The organism is Photobacterium sp., from assembly GCF_033720175.1.
Taxonomy (GTDB): domain Bacteria; phylum Pseudomonadota; class Gammaproteobacteria; order Enterobacterales; family Vibrionaceae; genus Photobacterium.
Map to the genome: position 1 here is coordinate 211,301 of NZ_JAWWDA010000004.1, position 20,081 is coordinate 231,381.

Genomic DNA, 20,081 nt, shown 5'->3' on the forward strand with positions numbered 1-20,081 from the left:
GTCGCTCCTGATTAGAGGTTAAATGCCTAAATTACCGTGAGTTATACCGCTGACTGCTACATAATGTCGCGTCTGGGTAGCGCATGAGAAGATAAAATGGATTTAGGGATTTTACTCGCGATGATGCTGATTTTTATCGGCTCTTTCGTTCAAAGCTCTATCGGGTTTGGCTTGGCCATTGTCACCGCCCCGATACTTTTTCAAATCTCACCGGATTATGTCCCGGCACCCATCACCACTGTGGCTTTATTCCTGTCATTGATAAATGCAAATCGTCACAAGGCAACGATTTCGCTGAACGGTTTATGGATGGCATTTCTTGGCCGTGTACCCGGCTCTATCGCTGGTGGTTTTCTTTTATATTGGGTCGATGCGAATCAGCTATCACTCTGGCTCGGGGTGATGGTTCTTTTAGCGGTCGGCATCAGCTTGCTCCCTATTCGTATCCAGCCAAATCCCAACAGAATGATGATTGCAGGCTTTTTCTCTGGTTTCTTTGGTACCAGCTCAGGGATCGGAGGCCCACCGATAGCACTGCTTTTGCAACATCAGGAAGCCAACTTGATCCGGGCAAACCTATCTGCATTTTTTGTGGTCAGCAGTTTGCTCTCGTTAGCGGTACAAGTACCGATTGGTTATATGAGCCTTCACCACTTTTATCTGTCACTACCTCTATTACCGGCTTCATTTCTGGGTTACAGAGCAGCAATGCATTATATCGACCGGATTCCCAGGAAGACGGTTCGTCTTGCATCCCTGGCTATTTGCTTTGTTTCTGGAATGACGGCGATTATTTCAGCTCTGCATGAATAAGTATATTTCGCGGCGTGACCGGTTTATCGCAAAATGTACCGAGTGAAACCTGATAGTCGGATTGTTCTAAGAAACAGACCCGATCATAGACCAGCCACATTTCCAGCGGTCGCCGAAATAGCTGGCGAACTAACTCCATGCGCTCAGTGATCCGGTATCTTGCTTCACCTTCTTGCTGCCAATAAGCGAAGTCGGTATCGCCAGGCAACGACAGTTCCTTTTTCTCAGCCGCCCAGAAACAGAAGGCGGCAAACCCCTCATTGAGCAACGCTTTCTGTACATTAGGTACTGGTAAATAATCATCGCAACCGCGTAATTCACGCTGCAGCAAGTCAAAGCCAAGACGGTAGCTGACTTCCACAAAACGCTGACGGCGAACACGCTGGCCAGCCGTAACCGTTTCTTGCAGAGGCAAACGCAGATCATGCTTAGACAAGGTGATCCCACTCTGCTTCGCAATATCTGACAGGGGCTGATAGTGTTTTGCGCGGATCAGGTGGTAGCAGCAAGGTGAAATACTGACCGCGGCGCCTTGTTCAGCAACGACACGCTGCAGCAGTGATACATGCAAATCACCGCAGGCATGCAAAGCAACCGCATGCTGCTGGGGCTGAATATATTGCTCGCTACTCTTATCAAAGGCATCGGCAGTAATAAAGGTGATCGGTAAACCTAATCGCTTAGCCGTTGCCTCACCCTCAATACATAACTGATGTTGCCATTCAAGACTGGTTACCGGCATGTGATGGTTCGCAGCAAGTACCCGACCCAGATGACCTTTACCCGCACACCATTCTAACCACGGTAATTGTAGCTGCGGTAGCACCGCGCTAAATGCACAGATTTGGGTCCACTTCCGGCCCGGAATACCAACATCAAGCCCTTTGGGGATAGCGGCATTTTTAACTGGCAGTGATGGGCATTGCGATAATTGATACAGCTCAGGAGCATCGGGGATCCACGTTGATAAGGCCTCGGCTAACGCTGCATTATCTTCATTAAAATACGCGGTCTGCTCTTCAGTTAAGCTGATTAGCCACTGACACAACGCCGGATGGGTCTGCCCCCAGACAAAACTCCGTTCGGCAAAGGGCATAAACTGCCAAAACTCACGATTTTTCGTCAATAACTTATCTAGCTGGCGAAACTGGTGGATATGCCCTGGCATGAGGTGGCTCTTAGGTTGCGGTAGTTACTAAATCGACCGGCTATAGTAGTGGTTCTGATTTGAAATTCCAACCAATTACAGTGATGAAAAAAGTCATAACTGTCATGCAATAAAAAAGCCGCAGGATCCTGCGGCTTCATAAATATGTATCTCTCAGCGACTTTAAGGTACTTAGGTATCTTTAATTTATCACCGGACCGGTAAGTCCATACTGGCGAACATCGCCTCAATCTCGCCACTGGTTTTTAGCGCAACAGCCTGCTCGACCACATTCCGTACCAGATGAGGTGCAAAATGCTCTATAAAGTCATACATATAGCTACGCAGGAAGGTGCCTCTCTTAAAGCCGATCTGAGTTGTACTCGCTGCAAAAAGGTGGCTGGCATCGATAGCAACCAGATCACTATCCTTTTCAGGATCCATTGCCATACTGGCCATAACGCCCACCCCAATTCCGAGCCGGACATAGGTCTTAATGACATCAGCATCGGTGGCGGTAAAGACCACCCGAGGCGTTAAACCTGAACGGTGAAACGCACTATCCAGCTCTGAGCGACCCGTTAAACCAGATACATATATCATCAGGGAATAAGCAGCCAAATCATAGATCGTGATTTCAGCTTTGTTTGCCAGCGGATGATCGGAGCGAACGACAATAGAGCGATTCCAGTGATAGCAAGGCAACATAATCATATTTTGACACAGATGCCCCGTTTCTGTCGTAATCGCAAAATCCGTGGTGCCCTTAGCCACCGCATCTGCTATCTGGGATGGCGTTCCCTGGTGCATATGTAACGACACTTTCGGATAGCGGGTCATAAAATATTCAATCACGGGGGGTAAAGCATAACGAGCCTGGGTATGAGTCGTGGCAATATTCAGCGTTCCCATCTCAGGATGAGTATGCTCCCCCGCCACCGTTTTAATGCTTTCAACCCGCGATAAAATATCCCGAGCAATTTGCACAATATCCGTTCCCGCCGCCGTCACTTTGGTCAGGTGCTTGCCACTGCGTTCAAAAATCTGAATACCCAGCTCATCTTCAAGCAAACGTACCTGTTTACTGATCCCCGGCTGTGAGGTGTATAAGCTCTCCGCCGTTGAGGATACATTCAGGTTATGATTAACAACCTCAACGATATATTTTAATTGTTGTAGTTTCATGGCACCGCCCAGCCTATAGTCCGTTACATCTTAGTACCAATTGAATTAGAAAAATGCGCTTTCAGCAGAAATTATTCAATGTAGCCAGTCTTATCTGTGCAAGTATACCCACGTTAGCTCAAGATGCTCGTTTCATATAATTTGCTCACATCAAAAATCAGCGACTCAGCATGCGTTCCGGAGGAAATTCACTCATCGGGGGGGCCTACTCTGCCCACTTCTGGGTTAAATACACTCGACATGACCCGTCTCATTCCTTTGCCCATGATCCTTGAATTGAACCGGCAGGCATCACTCTCTGCGGGAGGAAAAAACAACCTATTCATAGATACTGGTAGCAATTTTAAGGTTCTCGCTATCCCCAAATTGTCAGATAGTGTATCTTATAACCCCTGTATAAAAATGCATGGAAGATAAACATATCTTATGAGTATACCTTTAGCTATAGGCCTTTTCGTCTTGTTGCTGGTGCTAATTGTTGGCTACAACATATTAATCCAGTATCGCCATCGTTTAGAAAGTGCGAAAAACCAAGAAATGGCAAAGCATATTTCGATCATCGATGCCACTGAAGAGCTTATTGGTAATGCTCACCACTTGCCGTACAGTAAAGAACTGCTGGTCTGTCTGAACCAGCGTATCTTATTTGCACTGCAAAGCATGAAGGAAGCCGATCCTTCAGATAAGAGCTTATCGGTTCGGATAAAAAATGTCGCCGAACAAATCAGCCACCTGCAGGCAAACTATTCAAATAGTGATGTGGCCGGCTTTAAAGTACCGACGACAGACAAGCAAGCCATTGGCATGCTACAACTGGTTAAACGGCTGAAAAACATTATCAAAAATGAACACAGTAAAGGCCGCTTCTCAACTCAGCTCTTTGTCACGGAAAACGCCCGCCTTGAGGGGCTCCAGCTTCGCATCAACATAGAAAACGTGATTAAGCGGGCTAATGATTCCATCCTAAAGCGTCAGGTTGGTACCGCGAAACAGCTATTAAAGAAAGGTATTGATGTACTTTCGACGAGAAATGATAACTACGCGAATACAACGCGCGAGAAGCTGCAACTCATGCTTAGTGAGATAGATAGCAATCAATCGCTCAGCCATGAGCAAGAACGAAAGCTGATGAATGACAAAGAGCATGACGAACTCGATGTCTTGTTCCAGCCAAAGCAGAAGTGGTAATTTCCACCACGTTATCCAAAGGTCGCTGATGCGGCCTTTTTTAATCGCTACTTTTTATACCTAAAAGACATAACTCGGCAAAAATAGCCCATGAACAACACTCAACCTATGATTGATCGACTGCTCGCCCCGATTAATCAATTTCTCCAGTGTGAAACACCCGACGCTTGGATTGATGAGGCCCGAAAACCTGAAATCCTCACCGCTTTACTGGTTGATCATTGTAACTGTGAACTCAAAGCCAGCCAGACCGCAATCTGGCTGATCCGTAAATATGCAGTAGATACAGAAAGCGGCAACGCGTTACTGGAATGGGCAAGGCCTTATGAAGATTTTGTTTACGGCAGAGCGCACAGCACGACAGCCTTTCACGGTAAAAAAAATGGTTTATCTGGCGAGTTAGTGCCAAAAGCGGATACCGCTTATGGACAAGAGCTGATTGAAAGAATGGTTCGCCTGATCAAAGAAGAATTCCATCACTTTGAGCAGGTATTGGAGATCATGGAAAACCGCCAGATCCCCTACTCAAATTTGAATGCGGGCCGCTATGCCAAAAGCTTAATGAAAACGTTACGTACGCATGAACCGGCAACCCTGATCGACAAGCTCATTATCGGAGCTTATATCGAAGCCCGCTCCTGTGAGCGCTTTGCTAAATTAGCCCCCTATCTGGATGACGAACTAAAGAAGTTCTACATCTCATTACTACGTTCAGAAGCTCGCCATTATCAGGACTACCTGGCATTAGCCGAACAAATTGCCGGCAATGACATATCAGATCGGATACAGGCGATTGGCGCGAAGGAAGCAGAACTCATTGTAACGCCGGATAACACCTTCCGTTTTCATAGTGGCGTACCGGCGTAGCCGTATCGAGATTCCAGATACGAGGATTAGGCTCTTAAAAACAAAAAACCGCCTTCCGGCGGTTTTTTATTATTTCTCTTCTTTCTCTTTCTTCGGTTTTTTCCGTTTATCGGTAATTACCCACTTACCATCGATAAACAAACCCGTCCAGCCAGAAGGCTTCGCGTCGATTTCCGAACGGATATAGTTCTCTTTGCTCTTACGGCTAAAGCGAACAACCGTCTTACGACCATCCGGATCTTCGGTTGGTGCATCGGCGAGGTATTTAAACTTCTCTGGTAAACGATCTTTAAAGCGAACCAGCTCTTCGACGTAAGGAGCACGCGTCTCGCGTGATTTAGGGAACGTACTCGCAGCCATAAACAGACCTGACGCACCATCACGTAAAACGAAATAGGCATCCGGATCCTGGGTGCAAGGGATCTCAGGCAAGTGAACCGGATCTTCTTTCGGCGGTGCAATTTCACCACTCTTCAGGATCTTACGGGTGTTCTTACAGCTTTCGCTGGTGCAACCCATATATTTCCCGAAGCGACCCGTTTTCAGCTCCATGTCTGAGCCGCACTTGTCACATTCGATCACAGGGCCATCATAGCCTTTCAGCTTGAATTCGCCTTTTTCGACAATGTAACCGTCACAACTCGGGTTGTTACCACAAACGTGCAACTTGCGATCCTGATCAATCAGGTAAGCATCCATTGCCGTGTCACATTTAGGACAACGCTTTTTGGCACGAAGAGCCGCGGTTTCTACGTCTTCTTCAAGAACGTTAACAATGCCTTCTTCATCACCTAAGTTAATGGTGGTTTTGCAGCGCTCTTTAGGCGGCAATGCGTAACCTGAACAACCGAGGAAGACCCCTGTCGACGCAGTACGTATACCCATCGGGCGGGAACAAGTCGGACACTTAATATCGGTTAATACGATATTGTTCGGCTGCATCCCACCCTGATCTTCATCCAACTCGGCTTTTTCAAGCTCGGCGCTGAAGTCACGGAAGAAGTCATCCAGAACCGCTTTCCAATTCTTCTCACCTTCAGCGATTTTATCCAGGTTACCTTCCATGCGAGCGGTAAAGTCGAAGTCCATCAGATCGGGGAAACTCCCGTCAAGACGGTCCGAAACGATCTCACCCATTTTTTCAGCATAAAAACGGCGCTGATCAACACGGACATAGCCACGATCCTGAATCGTTGAAATGATCGATGCATAGGTAGAAGGACGACCAATCCCGCGCTTCTCTAACTCTTTAACCAATGCCGCTTCTGTGAAGCGCGCTGGCGGCTTAGTGAAGTGTTGTTTAGGCTCAACGTCTTCTAGCTTCAACGTATCGCCTACGTGAACTATAGGCAACGTCGTATCTTCATTCTTGCCAGAAGGTCGTTGCACATGTGTCCAACCTGCAAAGCGCAAAGTACGCCCTTTCGCTTTCAGCGTAAACTCATCGGCCTGAACAGTGATTGTGCTGGAGTCGTATTTAGCCGGAACCATCTGACAAGCGACAAACTGACGCCAGATTAAGTCATACAACTTAACCGCATCCTTATCCATGCCTTCCAGGTTTTCAGCTAGTACGTCGACACTTGAAGGACGAATCGCTTCGTGCGCTTCCTGTGCATTCTTTTTGCTGCCGTAAGTAATCGGCGCTTTAGGGAGATAATTCTCACCATACTCACTACCGATAAATTCACGAGCAGACTCAACGGCTTCTTTTGACAGGTTCGTCGAGTCAGTACGCATATAGGTAATGTAACCCGCTTCATACAGACGCTGAGCCAGACCCATTGTACGTTTTACACCATAACCAAGACGGGTACTTGCCGCTTGCTGCAGGGTCGATGTGATATACGGTGCTGAAGGCTTGCTGCTGGTCGGGCGATCTTCTCGATCGACCACCTTGTAAGTCGCACTATCAAGTACCGACTTAGCCGCCATGGTTTGTGCTTCATTAACCGGACGGAAAGCTTTACCCGCCTGTTGAGCCACCATCAGGCGCAGTGCATCTTCACCGACCGTTAAGGTATTGGCGTGAATGTCCCAGAACTCTTCCGGCGTAAACGCTTTGATTTCGCGTTCACGTTCAACAATCAGCTTTACCGCCACTGACTGTACCCGACCGGCGGAAAGGCCTCGTGCAACCTTCTTCCAGAGAAGCGGCGACACCATGAAACCCACTACGCGATCAAGAAAACGTCGAGCCTGCTGAGCATTAACACCATCAATATTCAATTCACCCGGCTGTTCAAACGCCTGCTGAATTGCATTTTTAGTGATTTCGTTAAAAACCACTCGCTTATAACGTGCATCATCCCCACCGATGATCTCACGAAGGTGCCACGCAATAGCTTCTCCTTCGCGGTCCAAATCGGTAGCTAGGTAAACATAGTCAGCGTCGGCAGCTAGCTTTTGCAATTCGTTTACGACTTTTTCTTTGCCCGGAAGCACTTCGTAATGCGCATCCCAATCGTTGTATGGGTCAACACCCATTTTACCGATCAGCGACTTACGGTCTTTTTGTTTTTTGAGACGTGCTTTTTCCTCTGCGCTTAACCCTTTGGTTGAAGTCGCAGCTGCTTTCTTTCCGGTACTACGCGCACCCGTTGGCAAATCACGTACGTGACCAACGCTTGACTTTACAATGAAGTCCTTCCCCAAGTACTTGTTAATTGTTTTAGCCTTGGCAGGGGACTCCACGATAACGAGAGATTTACCCATAATGACTCTATTACGTCCTCGTGCTCGCAAAATTTTCAATTAAAAACATAATGTTGCACGTTAAAAAACATCATTTAGGCACGGCAACGCTATTACAATAGTGATCTACTCTACAAGAAGGTCAACTGGTTTTTGACGAAATTGAACTGTTTGGTTGTCCCTTCCCCAGTTGTTAATCATAAGTTAAAAACAAGATTTCATCTTTTTTCAGCAAAACTCACCCTTAATTCATCTAATATAGGCTGAGTGATAACATTGAAGGCGCTAATCATTACCACCTCACATAGTCTTTGACTATTCAAACTGACGATTATTTGTCTTCGCTCACAGAATCAACTTTTTTCTGCCTTTAGTTTAACCACCCATTCATCATTTTTGCCACACCCCGTCTTTAATTAAGGATTTGTTTTCTACCGGCAAGATCAATACACTGCTCGGTGTTTTTCATACCAGAGAAGTCACTATGAGCGGAAAAAAAACTATTTCTTCAGACGATCTCCTACTGATTGCAAATCAACTTATTCAAGAACACGATGCTTATATTGAAGGCATGCGAGCGACTGCTGTTGAAGAAAAAGCAGATGTACTTGTCTTTAAGGGTGAATATTTCCTCGACGATAAAGGCCTTCCAACGGGAAATACAACGGCAGTATTTAATATGTTTAAATATCTGGCGCATCAACTATCACCTGAGTTCACTCTAGATCAATAATACCGGTTACTGTCTAGAAAAAAACAAGCTGAAATAAAATTAACCCGCATAATCAGCGGGTTAATTTTAATAATCGATGCGACAAATCCTATATTTCAATCGTCATCGTTTCATCTTTTTTATTGGGTTGAGACGGCGGCTCAGTCGGCCCTTTCGGATCCTGACCATACATATTCGCTCCTCTGGTACCGCTAAGAATACCTAGCTCCACAAGAGCAAAAACCGGCCCGATCAAAGGCATAAATGTCAATAATACCCACAAAGCACTTTTATTTCGGTCATGCAGTCGCTTTACATTTAAGGCGATGGATGACCAAAACACAAACCCCATAATCAGCATTGATAAAATATTCAGTACTGAATTATTACTCAAATTATCGGGATGGGTATACCAGAACACCGGAATAGTCATCAGTAATACCGGCAGGCTATACAGCCAATAATCCCTGCGACGTAACCGACCTTTAAGAGAAAATAACGCCCATTTCTGATCCATAATACAACCTTCTGCCTGACGCATTACATGAACGGGCGCTGGCCACGACTAATCCACTTTAATAGCAAGTTATCAGCCGCATCCCCCGTAACGCCAGCCAGCTTTTCGGCTAGTTTTTTATGCTTGGCAAAGTGAATACCTAGTACTTCACGTTCTTTACATGCCCGAACAATAAAATCGTCGCTGGTACCAATTTCATCCACCAGCCCTAATTCTTTGGCTTTCTGACCAAACCAGTGCTCACCCGTTGCGACTTTTTCCAGATCAAGTTCCGGGCGGTGTACCGCAATAAAATCTTTAAACAGACCGTGGGTTTCTTCAATCTCAGACTGAAACTTTTCCCGGGCCTTATCGGTATTCTCACCGAACATGGTCAGCGTGCGTTTAAACTCCCCCGCGGTCACTTGTTCAAACTCAATATCATTCTTTTTCAATACCTTATTGAAATTTGGCAACTGCGCAATCACCCCGATAGAACCGACAACCGCAAAAGGTGCAGAGATGATTTTATCGGCCACACAAGCCATCATGTAACCGCCGCTGGCTGCCACTTTATCAACCGCAACGGTTAGCTTAACACCCGCCGCTTTCAGACGATCTAACTGAGAGGACGCTAGTCCGTAACCGTGAACCATGCCACCGCCGGTTTCAAGGCGCAGCAATACTTCGTCACCTTCAACCGCGACAGCAAGAACGGCACTGATTTCTTCACGTAACGAGGCCACTTCACGGGCATCAAGACTGCCGTGAAAATCGAGGACAAACAGACGCGACTCACGTGCATGATCTAAATCGCCTTCTTTCGCCGCCTTTTTAATTTCATTCTGACGGGCTTTATCTTTTTCTTTTTCCGCTTTTTTCTCTGCTTTTTCACGCGCTTTTAAAAGCGGTTTATCAAATAAATGAGACTCCATCTGATGGACCGTATGCTTATACTGCTCAGTCAAATCAGTGACTTCAAGCTCACCCTTTGGTGCACCATGACGTCCGCTCAGCCCTTTCGCTAAAACGAGAATACCGGCAATCGCAATGACAACCGTCGCAATCTTGGCCAGGAACAGCCCATAATCAAACAAAAATTCCAATGTTGAGTCCTCATTTTGGAAGTAAATCCCTCTCGTATTTAATCGTTGCCCACGGCACTTATTTCATACGATTGGTATTTCCCATTGTAACCAAGTTGTCACCGGTACCGCTATGGCAATACAATAGGAAAAACTAAAAACTGATAAGGAAGTTATACGTGGAATATCAAATTGCTGCAGATTCGCTCAAAGATCGTGTCATTTTGGTCACAGGGGCTGGTGAAGGCATTGGTCGTGAGGCAGCCATTAGCTATGCCGCGCATGGCGCAACGGTTATTTTGCTGGGTCGCACTGTTGCAAAACTGGAAGCCGTTTACGATGAAATAGAGGCGCAAGGATATGCCCGGCCAGCTATCATCCCGCTCGACCTGCAAGGCGCGACCAAACAGCACTATATTGATATGGTTGAAACCATTGAAGAACAATTCGGCCGTTTAGACGGTGTGTTGCACAATGCCGGTTTACTCGGGGTATTAAGCCCGTTTGATCAGCTGGGCGAAGATACCTTTGACGAGGTTATGCAGGTGAATGTCAAAGCACAGTTCCTACTGAGCCAAGCAGTTATGCCTTTAATCAAAAAAGCGGAAGACGGCCGTATTGTGTTCACTTCATCAACCGTTGGTCATGAAGGCCGTGCATTCTGGGGGGCGTATTCTATTTCTAAGTTTGCGACCGAAGGAATGATGCAGGTACTGGCTGACGAGCTCAGCAACAGTAACGTTCGTGTCAATGCGATCAATCCGGGGGGGACTCGCACTGGTATGAGAGCCAAGGCCTTCCCTGCAGAAGATGCCAGCCAGTTAAAAACACCTAAAGATATTATGCCGCTATATCTGTATCTGATTGGGCCGGAAAGCAAAGATGTGAATGGCCAGTGTATTGATGCGCAGCCTAAAGATTAGGAATGAGATACAAGGTTCGAGATGCGAGAAACTAGATGACTGAGATCTGATCCCGAGCAAACCCGATCCAGTTTTTACCCCAAACAAAAAGCCGACGCAATTGCGTCGGCTTTATTATTCTCACGTGGTAAGACGGATCTTACTTACGAGTACGTGGTTTAGCCGGCTTATTGGCTAACGGGTTGCGGCGGTTAGCAGCATTACCTGAAGGTTTGCGCTTGCCCGGTGTACCAGATGCCGATTGGCTATCTGAAGGCTTACGTTTACCTTGCGGGGCCGAACCGGTAGATGGTTTGCTACTGGTAGGTTTACCGCTAGCCATAGGTTTACCGCTCGGTTTGCCATTTGACGGCTTACGCTTGCCCTGAGCCTTCTGATCTTCAGCGGCATTACGGCTTGAAGAACGACGTTCCTCATTGTTACGACCACGACGACCACGAGGCGCTTCGCTCGCACGCTCTTCATGACGGCGTACCGCACGACGGATCTGACGAACACCTTTCTTGCGTTTCAGGCCTTCGACCGTCAACAACGTTGTTTCTTCAGGTGCAAGCTCAACAGCTTCGCGCAGGTAGTTGACTTCTTTAAGCTCAAGCTCCATCCAGCCACCGCGCGGCATATCTTTCGTTAGGTAGATGTCACCATAACGTACACGTTTCAGACGACTAACCGTTACCCCTTGTGAGTCCCACAAGCGACGTACTTCTCGGTTACGTCCCTCGGTGATCATCACGTAGAAAGTATGGTTCATCCCTTCGCCACCGGCATACACAACGTCTTCGAAACGTGCCATACCGTCTTCCAGCTTCACGCCCTGAACCAGGTTTTTAACCATCTGCTCAGTCACTTCACCGAAAACGCGTACCATATATTCACGTTCAACTCTGTGACTTGGATGCATCAGGCGATTAGCCAATTCACCATCAGTGGTAAATAACAGCAGACCTGATGTGTTCGCATCGAGTCGGCCAACAGAAACCCAACGACCGCTCTCTAAACGCGGTAAGCGGTCGAAAACAGTACGACGACCTTCAGGATCACTGCGAGTACATAACTCACCTTCCGGCTTGTTATACACCAGTACACGACATACTTCATCAGAAGTTGCGACCATTTCAATCTTGTGACCATCGATACGAACAGTGACATTGAGATCATCAAGACGATCACCCAATTTTGCCACCTTACCGTCAATACTCACTCGACCATTCTGGATCATTAATTCGATCTCACGACGAGACCCCTGGCCAGAACGAGCCAGCACCTTCTGTAATTTTTCACTCATCAGACAAACCTTTGTCACCTTCACAGGCGTCGAAACATCATCGAAAAAACACTTTAAGCCATCTTAAAGCGGTCGCGCATTATGCCAAAAACTTGGCATAGATGCTATCGGTAAACATAAAAACCACCATAAGTCCGGATGACCTTTACTGTGCATACCGCGGAGTATTACCGTCATTCAAATGGGCTTGGATCCCCGGTTCCGACTCGCAACACTTTCATTTCGTCATCGCTGAAATCAATTACCGTGGTTGGTTGCTCGCCTAAATAACCGCCGCTCATGATCAAATCTACCGCATGTTCTAATTTATCGCGGATATCTTCCGGATCAGACTCGGCAACATCGCTGTCCGGCAAAATGAGACTGGTCGACATCAGTGGCTCACCCAGCGCTTCTAGCAAAGCAAGGGCAATCGCATTATCCGGAATACGGATACCGATGGTTTTACGTTTTGGATTCATCAAGCGACGCGGGACTTCCTTGGTGCCTTTAAAAATAAAGGTGTAAGCGCCCGGCGTATTATTACGCAATAAACGGAACGCAACGTTATCAACCCGGGCATAGGTCGCTATCTCAGACAGATCGCGGCATAACAAGGTAAAATTATGCTTATCATTAAGGCGGCGGATCTGGCAAATACGCTCTAGTGCTTGTTTGTTTTCAAGCTGGCAACCAAGGGCATAACCGGAATCGGTTGGATAAATAACCACTCCGCCATTGCGCACAATTGCCACCGCTTGATTAATCAAACGGGTTTGCGGGGTTTCTGGGTGAACATAAAAAAATTGACTCATTCTTCCTCCGGTGACGATTCCGATTCAATCAGAACCGGCTCATCGACTCGCTTCTTTTCAACACTCCACTCTTGCCAAACTTCTGTTACGCCTTTCGGTAACCATAAGTTACGGCCGAGTTCCGTCCACGGCGACGGATAATGGAAATCAGAGCCTTGCGAAGCCAGTAAATTATAAGTGATCGCATAATCCCCTAGGGTGCGACGTTCTTGTTGTCCTTGTTGCGGCTGTGCCACTTCCATGGCGTCGCCTTTGGCCGCGACAAATGCTGCTAACAAACGCTTCAGCCATTTTGCTGTCATTTTATAGCGACCCGGGTGTGCCAGTACGGCCTGTCCGCCGGATGCATGAATAACGGCCACGGCTTCAGCAATGGAACACCAACTTGGCGGAACATAACCAGGGTGACCGCGGGTTAGGAATTTCTTGAATACTGCCTGCATGTTTTTGGCATAACCTTGCTCAACGATCCAACGAGCAAAGTGTGCACGCGTAATTGTTGCGCCAGCAGCAAGTGCCATCGCGCCTTCATAGGCACCCGGCATATTGTTTTTTTCCAGGCGGGCGGCAATCTCTTGGGCTCTCACCGAGCGACGTTCTGCTTGCTCTCGGATCAGCGTCACCATTTCTGGATGATCCGGATCAATGTTCAAACCCACGATATGAATATCAAAATTACACCAAAGCGTCGATATTTCAATACCTTTGATCAGAGTTAGAGGCAATTTATCGTCATCAATTGCCTGTTGTGCCAATAGTAGCGCCGCCACCGTATCGTGATCGGTAATTGCAAGCGCATCAACCCGACGTTCAACCGCTCTTTTCACCAGCTCTTGGGGGGAGAGGCTCCCATCAGACGCAGTGGTATGACTATGTAAATCAAACAACATAATTTTATTTCTGACTTTATCTCTTGACTTTACATTGACGAACTAGTTTACTAGTACGCAATTACTCGTTGTAAGAATTCACTCACAGGACTTTTACATGTTACAGCAAATTCATCATCCTCTCTGCGCTTTCTTGATCACTTGGTGGTGGCACTTCCCTCTGCGGGTAGTGTGATTAGCTGTACTTTACGGACAGAATAGACACAAACCCGCCTGGTGCGGGTTTTTTTATATAAAAAATTCAAGTTAAACAAAAATTTTATCAGCACGATGCCCAGAACTTAAACAGGACCAATGAAGGTCAAACAGCGTCCAATCAGGGGTCGCACTCAACAGGATTACATGATGATTATCGTACTAAAGCCACATGCAACAGAAGAACAAGCAAAAGAAATTCTGAACCGAATCCAAACATCTGGCCTGAAACCCCTTTATATGCCGGGTGTAGAACGCATTGTTCTGGGCGCTTTAGGCGATGAACGGATACTGCAAAAGCTTCAGCTTGATGCTTATCCTTGTGTTGAAACCGTTAAACCTATTTTAACTAAATACAAAATGGTCAGCCGCGAAGTACAAGCGCACGATACGGTGGTGCGCTTCGGCGACGCCGCAGTCGGCGGCAATAAGTTTGCGGTGATTGCGGGCCCATGCTCTGTCGAATCTGAAGAGCAGCTGATGGCTGTCGCTGAAGTTGTAAAGAAACACGGTGCGGTTGCTCTGCGTGGCGGGGCTTATAAGCCACGGACCAGCCCTTATGATTTTCAGGGGCTTGGCATCGAGGGTTTGAAATTACTGCAAAAAGCCAATCATCAGTTAGGCATGCCTACGGTATCAGAGGTTATGGAAGTGAGTCAGGTTGATTCGATGTGTGAATATGTCGACTGCTTACAGATTGGTGCCCGCAATATGCAAAACTACGCACTATTAAAAGCAGTAGGCGAAAGTAAAAAACCGGTCTTGCTCAAACGCGGACTTTCAGCCACTATCGAAGAGTTGCTGCTGGCCGCAGAATACATTTACGACGCAGGAAATCCGAATATTATTCTGTGCGAGCGCGGTATTCGCACCTATGAAACAGCAACACGCAATACGCTGGATCTGAACGCCGTCGCTTATCTGAAGCAACATACCCACCTTCCGGTTGTGGTTGATCCCAGCCATGGAACGGGGGTGCGTGAACTGGTTATTCCACTATCGCGCGCGGCGGCGGCTGTAGGTGCTGATGGTATTATTGTCGAATCACACCTTAACCCGTGTGAAGCGTTATCCGATGGCCACCAGGCACTGACAGGTCCAATGTTCGAACAGTTAATGCAAGAACTAAAACCGTTTGTAGAAGCGGCAGGGAGAACGCTGTGAATACGACCCCAGTAGGTGTCGGCGAGCTAGAAGTGCTCAGCCTTGATGTACCCTATGTAGCGGACCCGACGGAACTTTATTACTCCGTTTGTGGCAACCGCTCGCATAACCTGTTATTGGAATCAGCAGAAGTCGATTCCAAACAAGATTTAAAAAGCCTGATGCTGATTGATGCGGCGGTACGCATTGTGTGCCGCGGTACTGAAGTCCGGTTAGAGGCATTAACCGACAATGGTCTGAGCGTACTGCAAACCATAGAAACCGCTATTTCTGACGGCATTAGCACAGAGCGTGAAAGCCGCTGCTTAGTCATGAATTTCGCAACGGCTGAACGTGCCGTCGACGAAGACAGCCGCCTGCGCCAGACATCATCATTTGATGCATTGCGTATGATCCAGCATGCATTCAATACCTCAGGGCATCCGCAAGAAGCGCTGTTCCTCGGTGGTTTATTTGCCTACGATTTAGTCGCCGGTTTCGAACCGCTACCGGACGTTGAGCAGGATAACAACTGCCCTGATTACCTGTTCTATATTGCTGAAACACTGCTGGTTATCGACCACCAGCGTCGTAAAGGTAAATTGCAGGCAACCTTGTTTGGTGGTGATGACTATGCCGCCAGCTATTTCGAGCTAAGCCGTCGTCTGCAGCACATCAAAGAAGCCTGTCTGGAGCCTAAACCGCTTCCGGCGGCTGAGCTACTGGAAAGTTGCGAACCGGAAGTCAGCATCAGTGACAACGAGTTTTGCCAGACGGTCAAAAAGTTAAAGCAATATGTCATCGCCGGCGATGTATTTCAGGTCGTACCTTCACGTCAGTTTCGCCTGCCTTGCCCTTCACCTCTGATCGCTTATAAAGAGCTGAAAATCGGCAACCCGAGTCCATACATGTTCTTCCTGCAAGATGCTGAATTTACCCTGTTTGGCGCATCGCCGGAAAGTGCACTTAAATACTGCACCCAGAGCAATCAGGTCGAAATTTACCCGATTGCAGGTACCCGCCATCGCGGCACAAATCCAGACGGCTCAATCAACCTCGACTTAGATGGCCGTATCGAGCTTGAACTGCGCAGCGATACAAAAGAAAACGCCGAACACATGATGCTGGTCGATCTGGCCCGTAATGATGTGGCACGTATCAGTACGCCGGGTAGTCGTTACGTCGCTGATTTATTGAAAGTTGACCGCTACAGTCATGTCATGCACCTGGTATCGCGTGTGGTTGGCCAGTTGCGCGACGATTTAGATGCCCTGCACGCCTATCAGGCATGCATGAACATGGGAACCCTGACCGGCGCGCCCAAAATCCGCGCAATGCAACTAATCCGCAATGTCGAGCAGCGTCGCCGCGGCAGTTATGGCGGCGCGGTGGGCTATTTGACCGGTCACGGTGACATGGATACCTGTATCGTTATCCGCTCTGCTTATGTTGAAAAGGGGATCGCCAGTGTTCAGGCAGGAGCCGGTGTGGTGTACGACTCTATACCGCAAGCCGAAGCCGATGAAACCCGTAGCAAGGCGCAAGCGGTAATCACCGCCATTCGCAAGGCGCACAGTGCACCGCTTCAGGCTCAGTACTGCCAATCCCACCATAAATCGAATAAATAAGGAGCCGGAAATGACACAAGCACATATCGTCCTGCTGGATAACTTTGACTCCTTTACCTATAACCTGGTCGATCAATTCCGCTCGCTGGGTTATCCGGTCACTATTTACCGTAACAGCCTGAGTGTTATCCAGATGGAACGTGCGCTGGGTGAAAAAGACAATCCGGTATTGGTACTGTCGCCAGGTCCGGGCGCACCGGCCGATGCCGGTTGTATGCCAGCGCTGATACAGCGCGTTAAAGGAAAAGTGCCAATCATTGGTATCTGCCTCGGCCATCAGGCCATTGTTGAAGCATACGGCGGTAAGGTCGAAGGGGCCGGTGATATCGTTCACGGCAAAGCGGCGATGATGACCCATAACCATCACCCGGTATTCGGTGATTTACCCAATCCGCTCTCCATTGCCCGTTACCATTCCTTAGTCGCTACCCGTGTACCGGAAAGCCTGGAAAATATTGCCGATGTGAATGGCCTGGTGATGGCGGTTACCAATGATGCCGATCGCGTTTGTGGCTTCCAGTTCCACCCCGAATCAATTCTCACCACTCAAGGCGCACAACTACTCACCAACACACTGGACTGGGTGACGTCAACAGCAGAGACAAGCGCGGGCACCAGCAACAAATAAGATAAAGGAAAACAGATCATGGATGCAGCAATCTACACCATTGCAAATAAATTATACCAGCAACAAGCACTGACTCAGGATCAAAGTCAGACGCTGTTTGATGCGATTATTAAAGGTGACGTTGACCCTATATTACTTTCCGCGGTATTGACGGCGCTGAAAATTAAAGGGGAAACACCGGCAGAGATAGCAGGCGCAGCACGTGCATTGCTGGCAAACGCCAATCCGTTCCCAAGCCCTGACTATGATTTTGCCGACATTGTTGGTACCGGCGGCGATGGTGCTAACACCATCAATATTTCGACCACCGCGGCTTTCGTTGCGGCAGCCTGCGGCGTTAAAGTCGCTAAACACGGTAACCGTGGAGTATCAAGTAAATCCGGCTCCTCGGATCTGCTGGATAAATTCGGTATCAACCTGGCGATGAGCCCTGAGAATGCCCGCAGCGCGTTGGATGAGCTGGGCGTATGCTTTCTGTTTGCGCCGCAATATCACGGCGGCGTCCGCCATGCGATGCCCGTTCGCCAGACACTGAAAACCCGGACTATCTTTAACGTGCTTGGCCCGTTGATCAACCCGGCACGCCCTAAGATTGAACTGATGGGTGTCTATGACGAGGCATTGGTTCGTCCTATCGCCGAAACCATGGCAGCCATGGGCATGAAACGTGCGGCAGTGGTTCACGGTTCGGGGCTGGACGAGGTGGCTATTCACGGTGAAACCCATGTTGCCGAAATCATTAATGGCGAAATCAAAGAATACACCTTAACACCCGCTGATTTTGGCCTTGAAACGTACCCTCTGGAAGCCATTAAAGGTGGCGATCCGGAAGAAAACTGCGCCATTATCACCAATATCCTGACCGGTAAAGGGACTGACGCCCAGCAAGGTGCCGTCGCCGTGAATGTTGCACTGTTGCTGCGTCTGTTTGGCCAGGAGGATTTAAAAGCCAACACCCAAAAAGCGATTGATGCCATGCAATCTGGCAAAGCATATGAACTGGTTGAAAAACTGGCAGCACGAGGTTAATCATGGAAACAGTACTAGCGAAAATTGTTGCTGATAAACGTATTTGGGTTAACGAACGCCAAAAGCAACAACCATTAGACAGCTTTATCGAACAATTGAAGCCGAGCGATCGCAGCTTTTATGACGCACTGTCAACGGATACGGCAGTCTTCATTCTTGAGTGTAAAAAGGCGTCGCCATCAAAAGGGCTGATCCGTGATGACTTCGACCTCGATTACATTGCGCAGGTTTATAACGGCCATGCCAATGCGATCTCAGTATTGACTGACGAGAAATACTTCCAGGGCAATTTTGATTTCCTGCCACTGGTTCGGCGTCAGGTAAAACAACCGGTGCTGTGCAAAGACTTTATGATCGATACCTATCAGGTGTATCTGGCGCGCCATTATCAGGCCGATGCCATCCTGCTGATGCTGTCGGTTCTGGATGATGATAAATACCGTGAACTGGCCGCCGTAGCTGAAAAACTCAACCTGGGTATTTTGACCGAGGTCAGCAACGAGCAAGAGCTGGAACGCGCCATCGCACTGCAGGCCAGGGTTGTGGGTATCAACAACCGCAACCTGCGCGACTTAAGTATTGATCTCAACCGCACCAAAGTGCTGGCTCCTCGCCTGCCGCAAGAGACGATTGTCATTTCTGAGTCGGGTATTTATAACAACCAGCAGGTACGCGAACTGTCCGCCTATGCCAACGGCTTCCTGATCGGCAGCTCACTGATGGCAGAGAAAAACCTTGAATTAGCAATTCACCGGGTGTTGTTTGGCGAAAACAAAGTCTGCGGCCTGACCCATGCCGATGACGCCTCTGCAGCCTATCAAAGTGGCGCCGTATATGGCGGCCTGATTTTTGTATCATCCTCGCCACGTCAGGTCGATATCGAGCAGGCGCGTATGATCATGAGTGGCGCGCCATTGAAATATGTCGGTGTGTTCCGTAACGCCGATCCGGATGCGGTGAAAAAAGCGGCTGAATACCTGTCATTGTCTGCTGTGCAGCTACACGGCGATGAAACCCCGGAGTATGTACAAGGGTTGAAAGCCCAGCTACCTGCCGACTGCGAGATCTGGAAAGCCCATGGCGTGACTGATGTCATACCTGAATTTTCGCAGTGGCAAGTTGATAGACACCTGCTTGACAGTAAAATCGGACAGCAATCTGGGGGGACGGGGAAGACTTTCGACTGGAACCTGCTCAGTGATACCGATAAAGAGAACATCATGCTGGCTGGTGGTTTGACTCCGGAAAATGTCAGTGACGCAGCGAAGCTGGGTTGCAAAGGACTTGATTTAAACTCTGGCGTTGAAAGTGCACCAGGTAAAAAAGATCGGAAAAAATTGAACGCGGCATTTGCAGCAATCAGAAAGTATTAAGGATAA

Annotated in this window: 18 protein-coding genes and 1 other annotated feature; of the genes, 10 read left to right on the forward strand and 8 right to left on the reverse strand. The window is 48.1% G+C overall.

From position 1 onward, the window contains the following. The first annotated feature begins 96 nt into the window (after positions 1-96). On the forward strand, positions 97-813 hold the full coding sequence (locus R3289_RS06735) for a sulfite exporter TauE/SafE family protein (protein ID WP_318924734.1): 717 nt from the start codon (positions 97-99) through the stop codon (positions 811-813). Here the strand turns inward: R3289_RS06735 and R3289_RS06740 are convergent. Together R3289_RS06740 and cysB are read right to left on the reverse strand one after the other, a co-directional pair. After that, a complete protein-coding gene (locus R3289_RS06740) occupies positions 791-1,981 on the reverse strand; it encodes a methyltransferase (protein WP_318924735.1) in 1,191 nt (396 codons plus the stop codon). The two genes, R3289_RS06735 and R3289_RS06740, sit on opposite strands and share 23 nt — an antisense overlap. Positions 1,982-2,170: 189 nt before the next feature. Then, positions 2,171-3,145: an HTH-type transcriptional regulator CysB gene (cysB, locus tag R3289_RS06745; protein WP_318924736.1), complete on the reverse strand. Its 975-nt coding sequence runs from the start codon at positions 3,143-3,145 to the stop codon at positions 2,171-2,173. A 426-nt stretch (positions 3,146-3,571) separates the two neighbouring features. Here cysB and R3289_RS06750 point away from each other — a divergent pair, with 426 nt between their 5' ends. Both R3289_RS06750 and miaE read left to right on the forward strand, forming a co-directional pair. Next, positions 3,572-4,333, forward strand: a complete 762-nt coding sequence (locus R3289_RS06750) for a DNA repair protein (protein WP_318924737.1) — start codon at positions 3,572-3,574, stop codon at positions 4,331-4,333. Positions 4,334-4,423: 90 nt separating this feature from the next. Then, positions 4,424-5,200, forward strand: coding sequence for a tRNA isopentenyl-2-thiomethyl-A-37 hydroxylase MiaE (miaE, locus tag R3289_RS06755; protein ID WP_318924738.1), 777 nt, complete (start codon positions 4,424-4,426; stop codon positions 5,198-5,200). Positions 5,201-5,269: 69 nt separating this feature from the next. Here miaE and topA read toward each other — a convergent pair whose 3' ends face one another. Next, positions 5,270-7,915: a type I DNA topoisomerase gene (gene topA, locus R3289_RS06760; protein ID WP_318924739.1), complete on the reverse strand. Its 2,646-nt coding sequence runs from the start codon at positions 7,913-7,915 to the stop codon at positions 5,270-5,272. Positions 7,916-8,378: 463 nt separating this feature from the next. Here topA and R3289_RS06765 point away from each other — a divergent pair, with 463 nt between their 5' ends. Beyond that, the gene (locus R3289_RS06765) at positions 8,379-8,627 is read left to right on the forward strand and encodes a YciN family protein (RefSeq protein WP_318924740.1); all 249 of its coding nucleotides are present in this window, start codon (positions 8,379-8,381) and stop codon (positions 8,625-8,627) included. 88 nt (positions 8,628-8,715) lie between these two features. Here the strand turns inward: R3289_RS06765 and R3289_RS06770 are convergent, their stop codons facing one another. Both R3289_RS06770 and sohB read right to left on the reverse strand, forming a co-directional pair. Next, positions 8,716-9,123 (reverse strand): DUF805 domain-containing protein, encoded by a 408-nt coding sequence (locus tag R3289_RS06770; protein WP_318924741.1) that lies wholly within the window; start codon positions 9,121-9,123, stop codon positions 8,716-8,718. A gap of 23 nt (positions 9,124-9,146) precedes the next feature. Continuing rightward, on the reverse strand, positions 9,147-10,208 hold the full coding sequence (gene sohB / locus R3289_RS06775) for a protease SohB (protein ID WP_318924742.1): 1,062 nt from the start codon (positions 10,206-10,208) through the stop codon (positions 9,147-9,149). A 158-nt stretch (positions 10,209-10,366) separates the two neighbouring features. On the opposite strand from sohB, the gene R3289_RS06780 reads away from it, so the two are divergent. Beyond that, positions 10,367-11,110, forward strand: coding sequence for a YciK family oxidoreductase (locus R3289_RS06780; protein ID WP_318924744.1), 744 nt, complete (start codon positions 10,367-10,369; stop codon positions 11,108-11,110). Positions 11,111-11,249: 139 nt separating this feature from the next. On the opposite strand, the gene rluB is transcribed toward R3289_RS06780, so the two are convergent. The 3 genes from rluB to rnm form a co-directional block, all read right to left on the reverse strand. Further along, on the reverse strand, positions 11,250-12,395 hold the full coding sequence (gene rluB / locus R3289_RS06785; RefSeq protein ID WP_318924745.1) for a 23S rRNA pseudouridine(2605) synthase RluB: 1,146 nt from the start codon (positions 12,393-12,395) through the stop codon (positions 11,250-11,252). A 173-nt stretch (positions 12,396-12,568) separates the two neighbouring features. Further along, on the reverse strand, positions 12,569-13,189 hold the full coding sequence (locus R3289_RS06790) for an L-threonylcarbamoyladenylate synthase (RefSeq protein ID WP_107281518.1): 621 nt from the start codon (positions 13,187-13,189) through the stop codon (positions 12,569-12,571). Beyond that, a complete protein-coding gene (rnm, locus tag R3289_RS06795) occupies positions 13,186-14,079 on the reverse strand; it encodes an RNase RNM (RefSeq protein ID WP_318924746.1) in 894 nt (297 codons plus the stop codon). The genes R3289_RS06790 and rnm overlap by 4 nt, the downstream gene beginning before the upstream one ends. A gap of 136 nt (positions 14,080-14,215) precedes the next feature. Next, positions 14,216-14,311: a sequence feature (Trp leader region), on the forward strand. Between the two features lie 113 nt (positions 14,312-14,424). Here rnm and R3289_RS06800 point away from each other — a divergent pair. The 5 genes from R3289_RS06800 to trpCF are packed head-to-tail and all read left to right on the forward strand — an operon-like array spanning position 14,425 to position 20,075. Then, positions 14,425-15,438 (forward strand): bifunctional 3-deoxy-7-phosphoheptulonate synthase/chorismate mutase, encoded by a 1,014-nt coding sequence (locus tag R3289_RS06800; RefSeq protein ID WP_318924747.1) that lies wholly within the window; start codon positions 14,425-14,427, stop codon positions 15,436-15,438. Further along, complete coding sequence (locus tag R3289_RS06805; RefSeq protein WP_318924748.1) at positions 15,435-17,045, forward strand: anthranilate synthase component 1; 1,611 nt, start codon at positions 15,435-15,437, stop codon at positions 17,043-17,045. The genes R3289_RS06800 and R3289_RS06805 overlap by 4 nt, the downstream gene beginning before the upstream one ends. 10 nt (positions 17,046-17,055) lie before the next feature. Next, on the forward strand, positions 17,056-17,673 hold the full coding sequence (locus R3289_RS06810; RefSeq protein WP_318924749.1) for an aminodeoxychorismate/anthranilate synthase component II: 618 nt from the start codon (positions 17,056-17,058) through the stop codon (positions 17,671-17,673). Positions 17,674-17,691: 18 nt separating this feature from the next. Beyond that, positions 17,692-18,702, forward strand: coding sequence for an anthranilate phosphoribosyltransferase (trpD, locus tag R3289_RS06815; RefSeq protein ID WP_318924750.1), 1,011 nt, complete (start codon positions 17,692-17,694; stop codon positions 18,700-18,702). Between the two features lie 2 nt (positions 18,703-18,704). Further along, entirely contained in the window at positions 18,705-20,075 is a 1,371-nt protein-coding gene (gene trpCF, locus R3289_RS06820) for a bifunctional indole-3-glycerol-phosphate synthase TrpC/phosphoribosylanthranilate isomerase TrpF (RefSeq protein ID WP_318924751.1), read from the forward strand. Positions 20,076-20,081 lie beyond the last annotated feature (6 nt).

Bases quoted from the DNA above. Each gene is read 5' to 3' on its own strand.
- R3289_RS06790 (WP_107281518.1), bottom strand. From the start codon at position 13,189: ATGAGTCAATTTTTTTATGTTCACCCAGAAACCCCGCAAACCCGTTTG.
- R3289_RS06770 (WP_318924741.1), bottom strand. From the start codon at position 9,123: ATGGATCAGAAATGGGCGTTATTTTCTCTTAAAGGTCGGTTACGTCGC.
- trpD (WP_318924750.1), top strand. From the start codon at position 17,692: ATGGATGCAGCAATCTACACCATTGCAAATAAATTATACCAGCAACAA.
- R3289_RS06750 (WP_318924737.1), top strand. From the start codon at position 3,572: ATGAGTATACCTTTAGCTATAGGCCTTTTCGTCTTGTTGCTGGTGCTA.
- rnm (WP_318924746.1), bottom strand. From the start codon at position 14,079: ATGTTGTTTGATTTACATAGTCATACCACTGCGTCTGATGGGAGCCTC.
- R3289_RS06735 (WP_318924734.1), top strand. From the start codon at position 97: ATGGATTTAGGGATTTTACTCGCGATGATGCTGATTTTTATCGGCTCT.
- R3289_RS06800 (WP_318924747.1), top strand. From the start codon at position 14,425: ATGATTATCGTACTAAAGCCACATGCAACAGAAGAACAAGCAAAAGAA.
- cysB (WP_318924736.1), bottom strand. From the start codon at position 3,145: ATGAAACTACAACAATTAAAATATATCGTTGAGGTTGTTAATCATAAC.
- R3289_RS06740 (WP_318924735.1), bottom strand. From the start codon at position 1,981: ATGCCAGGGCATATCCACCAGTTTCGCCAGCTAGATAAGTTATTGACG.
- R3289_RS06765 (WP_318924740.1), top strand. From the start codon at position 8,379: ATGAGCGGAAAAAAAACTATTTCTTCAGACGATCTCCTACTGATTGCA.
- trpCF (WP_318924751.1), top strand. From the start codon at position 18,705: ATGGAAACAGTACTAGCGAAAATTGTTGCTGATAAACGTATTTGGGTT.
- rluB (WP_318924745.1), bottom strand. From the start codon at position 12,395: ATGAGTGAAAAATTACAGAAGGTGCTGGCTCGTTCTGGCCAGGGGTCT.
- miaE (WP_318924738.1), top strand. From the start codon at position 4,424: ATGAACAACACTCAACCTATGATTGATCGACTGCTCGCCCCGATTAAT.
- R3289_RS06810 (WP_318924749.1), top strand. From the start codon at position 17,056: ATGACACAAGCACATATCGTCCTGCTGGATAACTTTGACTCCTTTACC.
- topA (WP_318924739.1), bottom strand. From the start codon at position 7,915: ATGGGTAAATCTCTCGTTATCGTGGAGTCCCCTGCCAAGGCTAAAACA.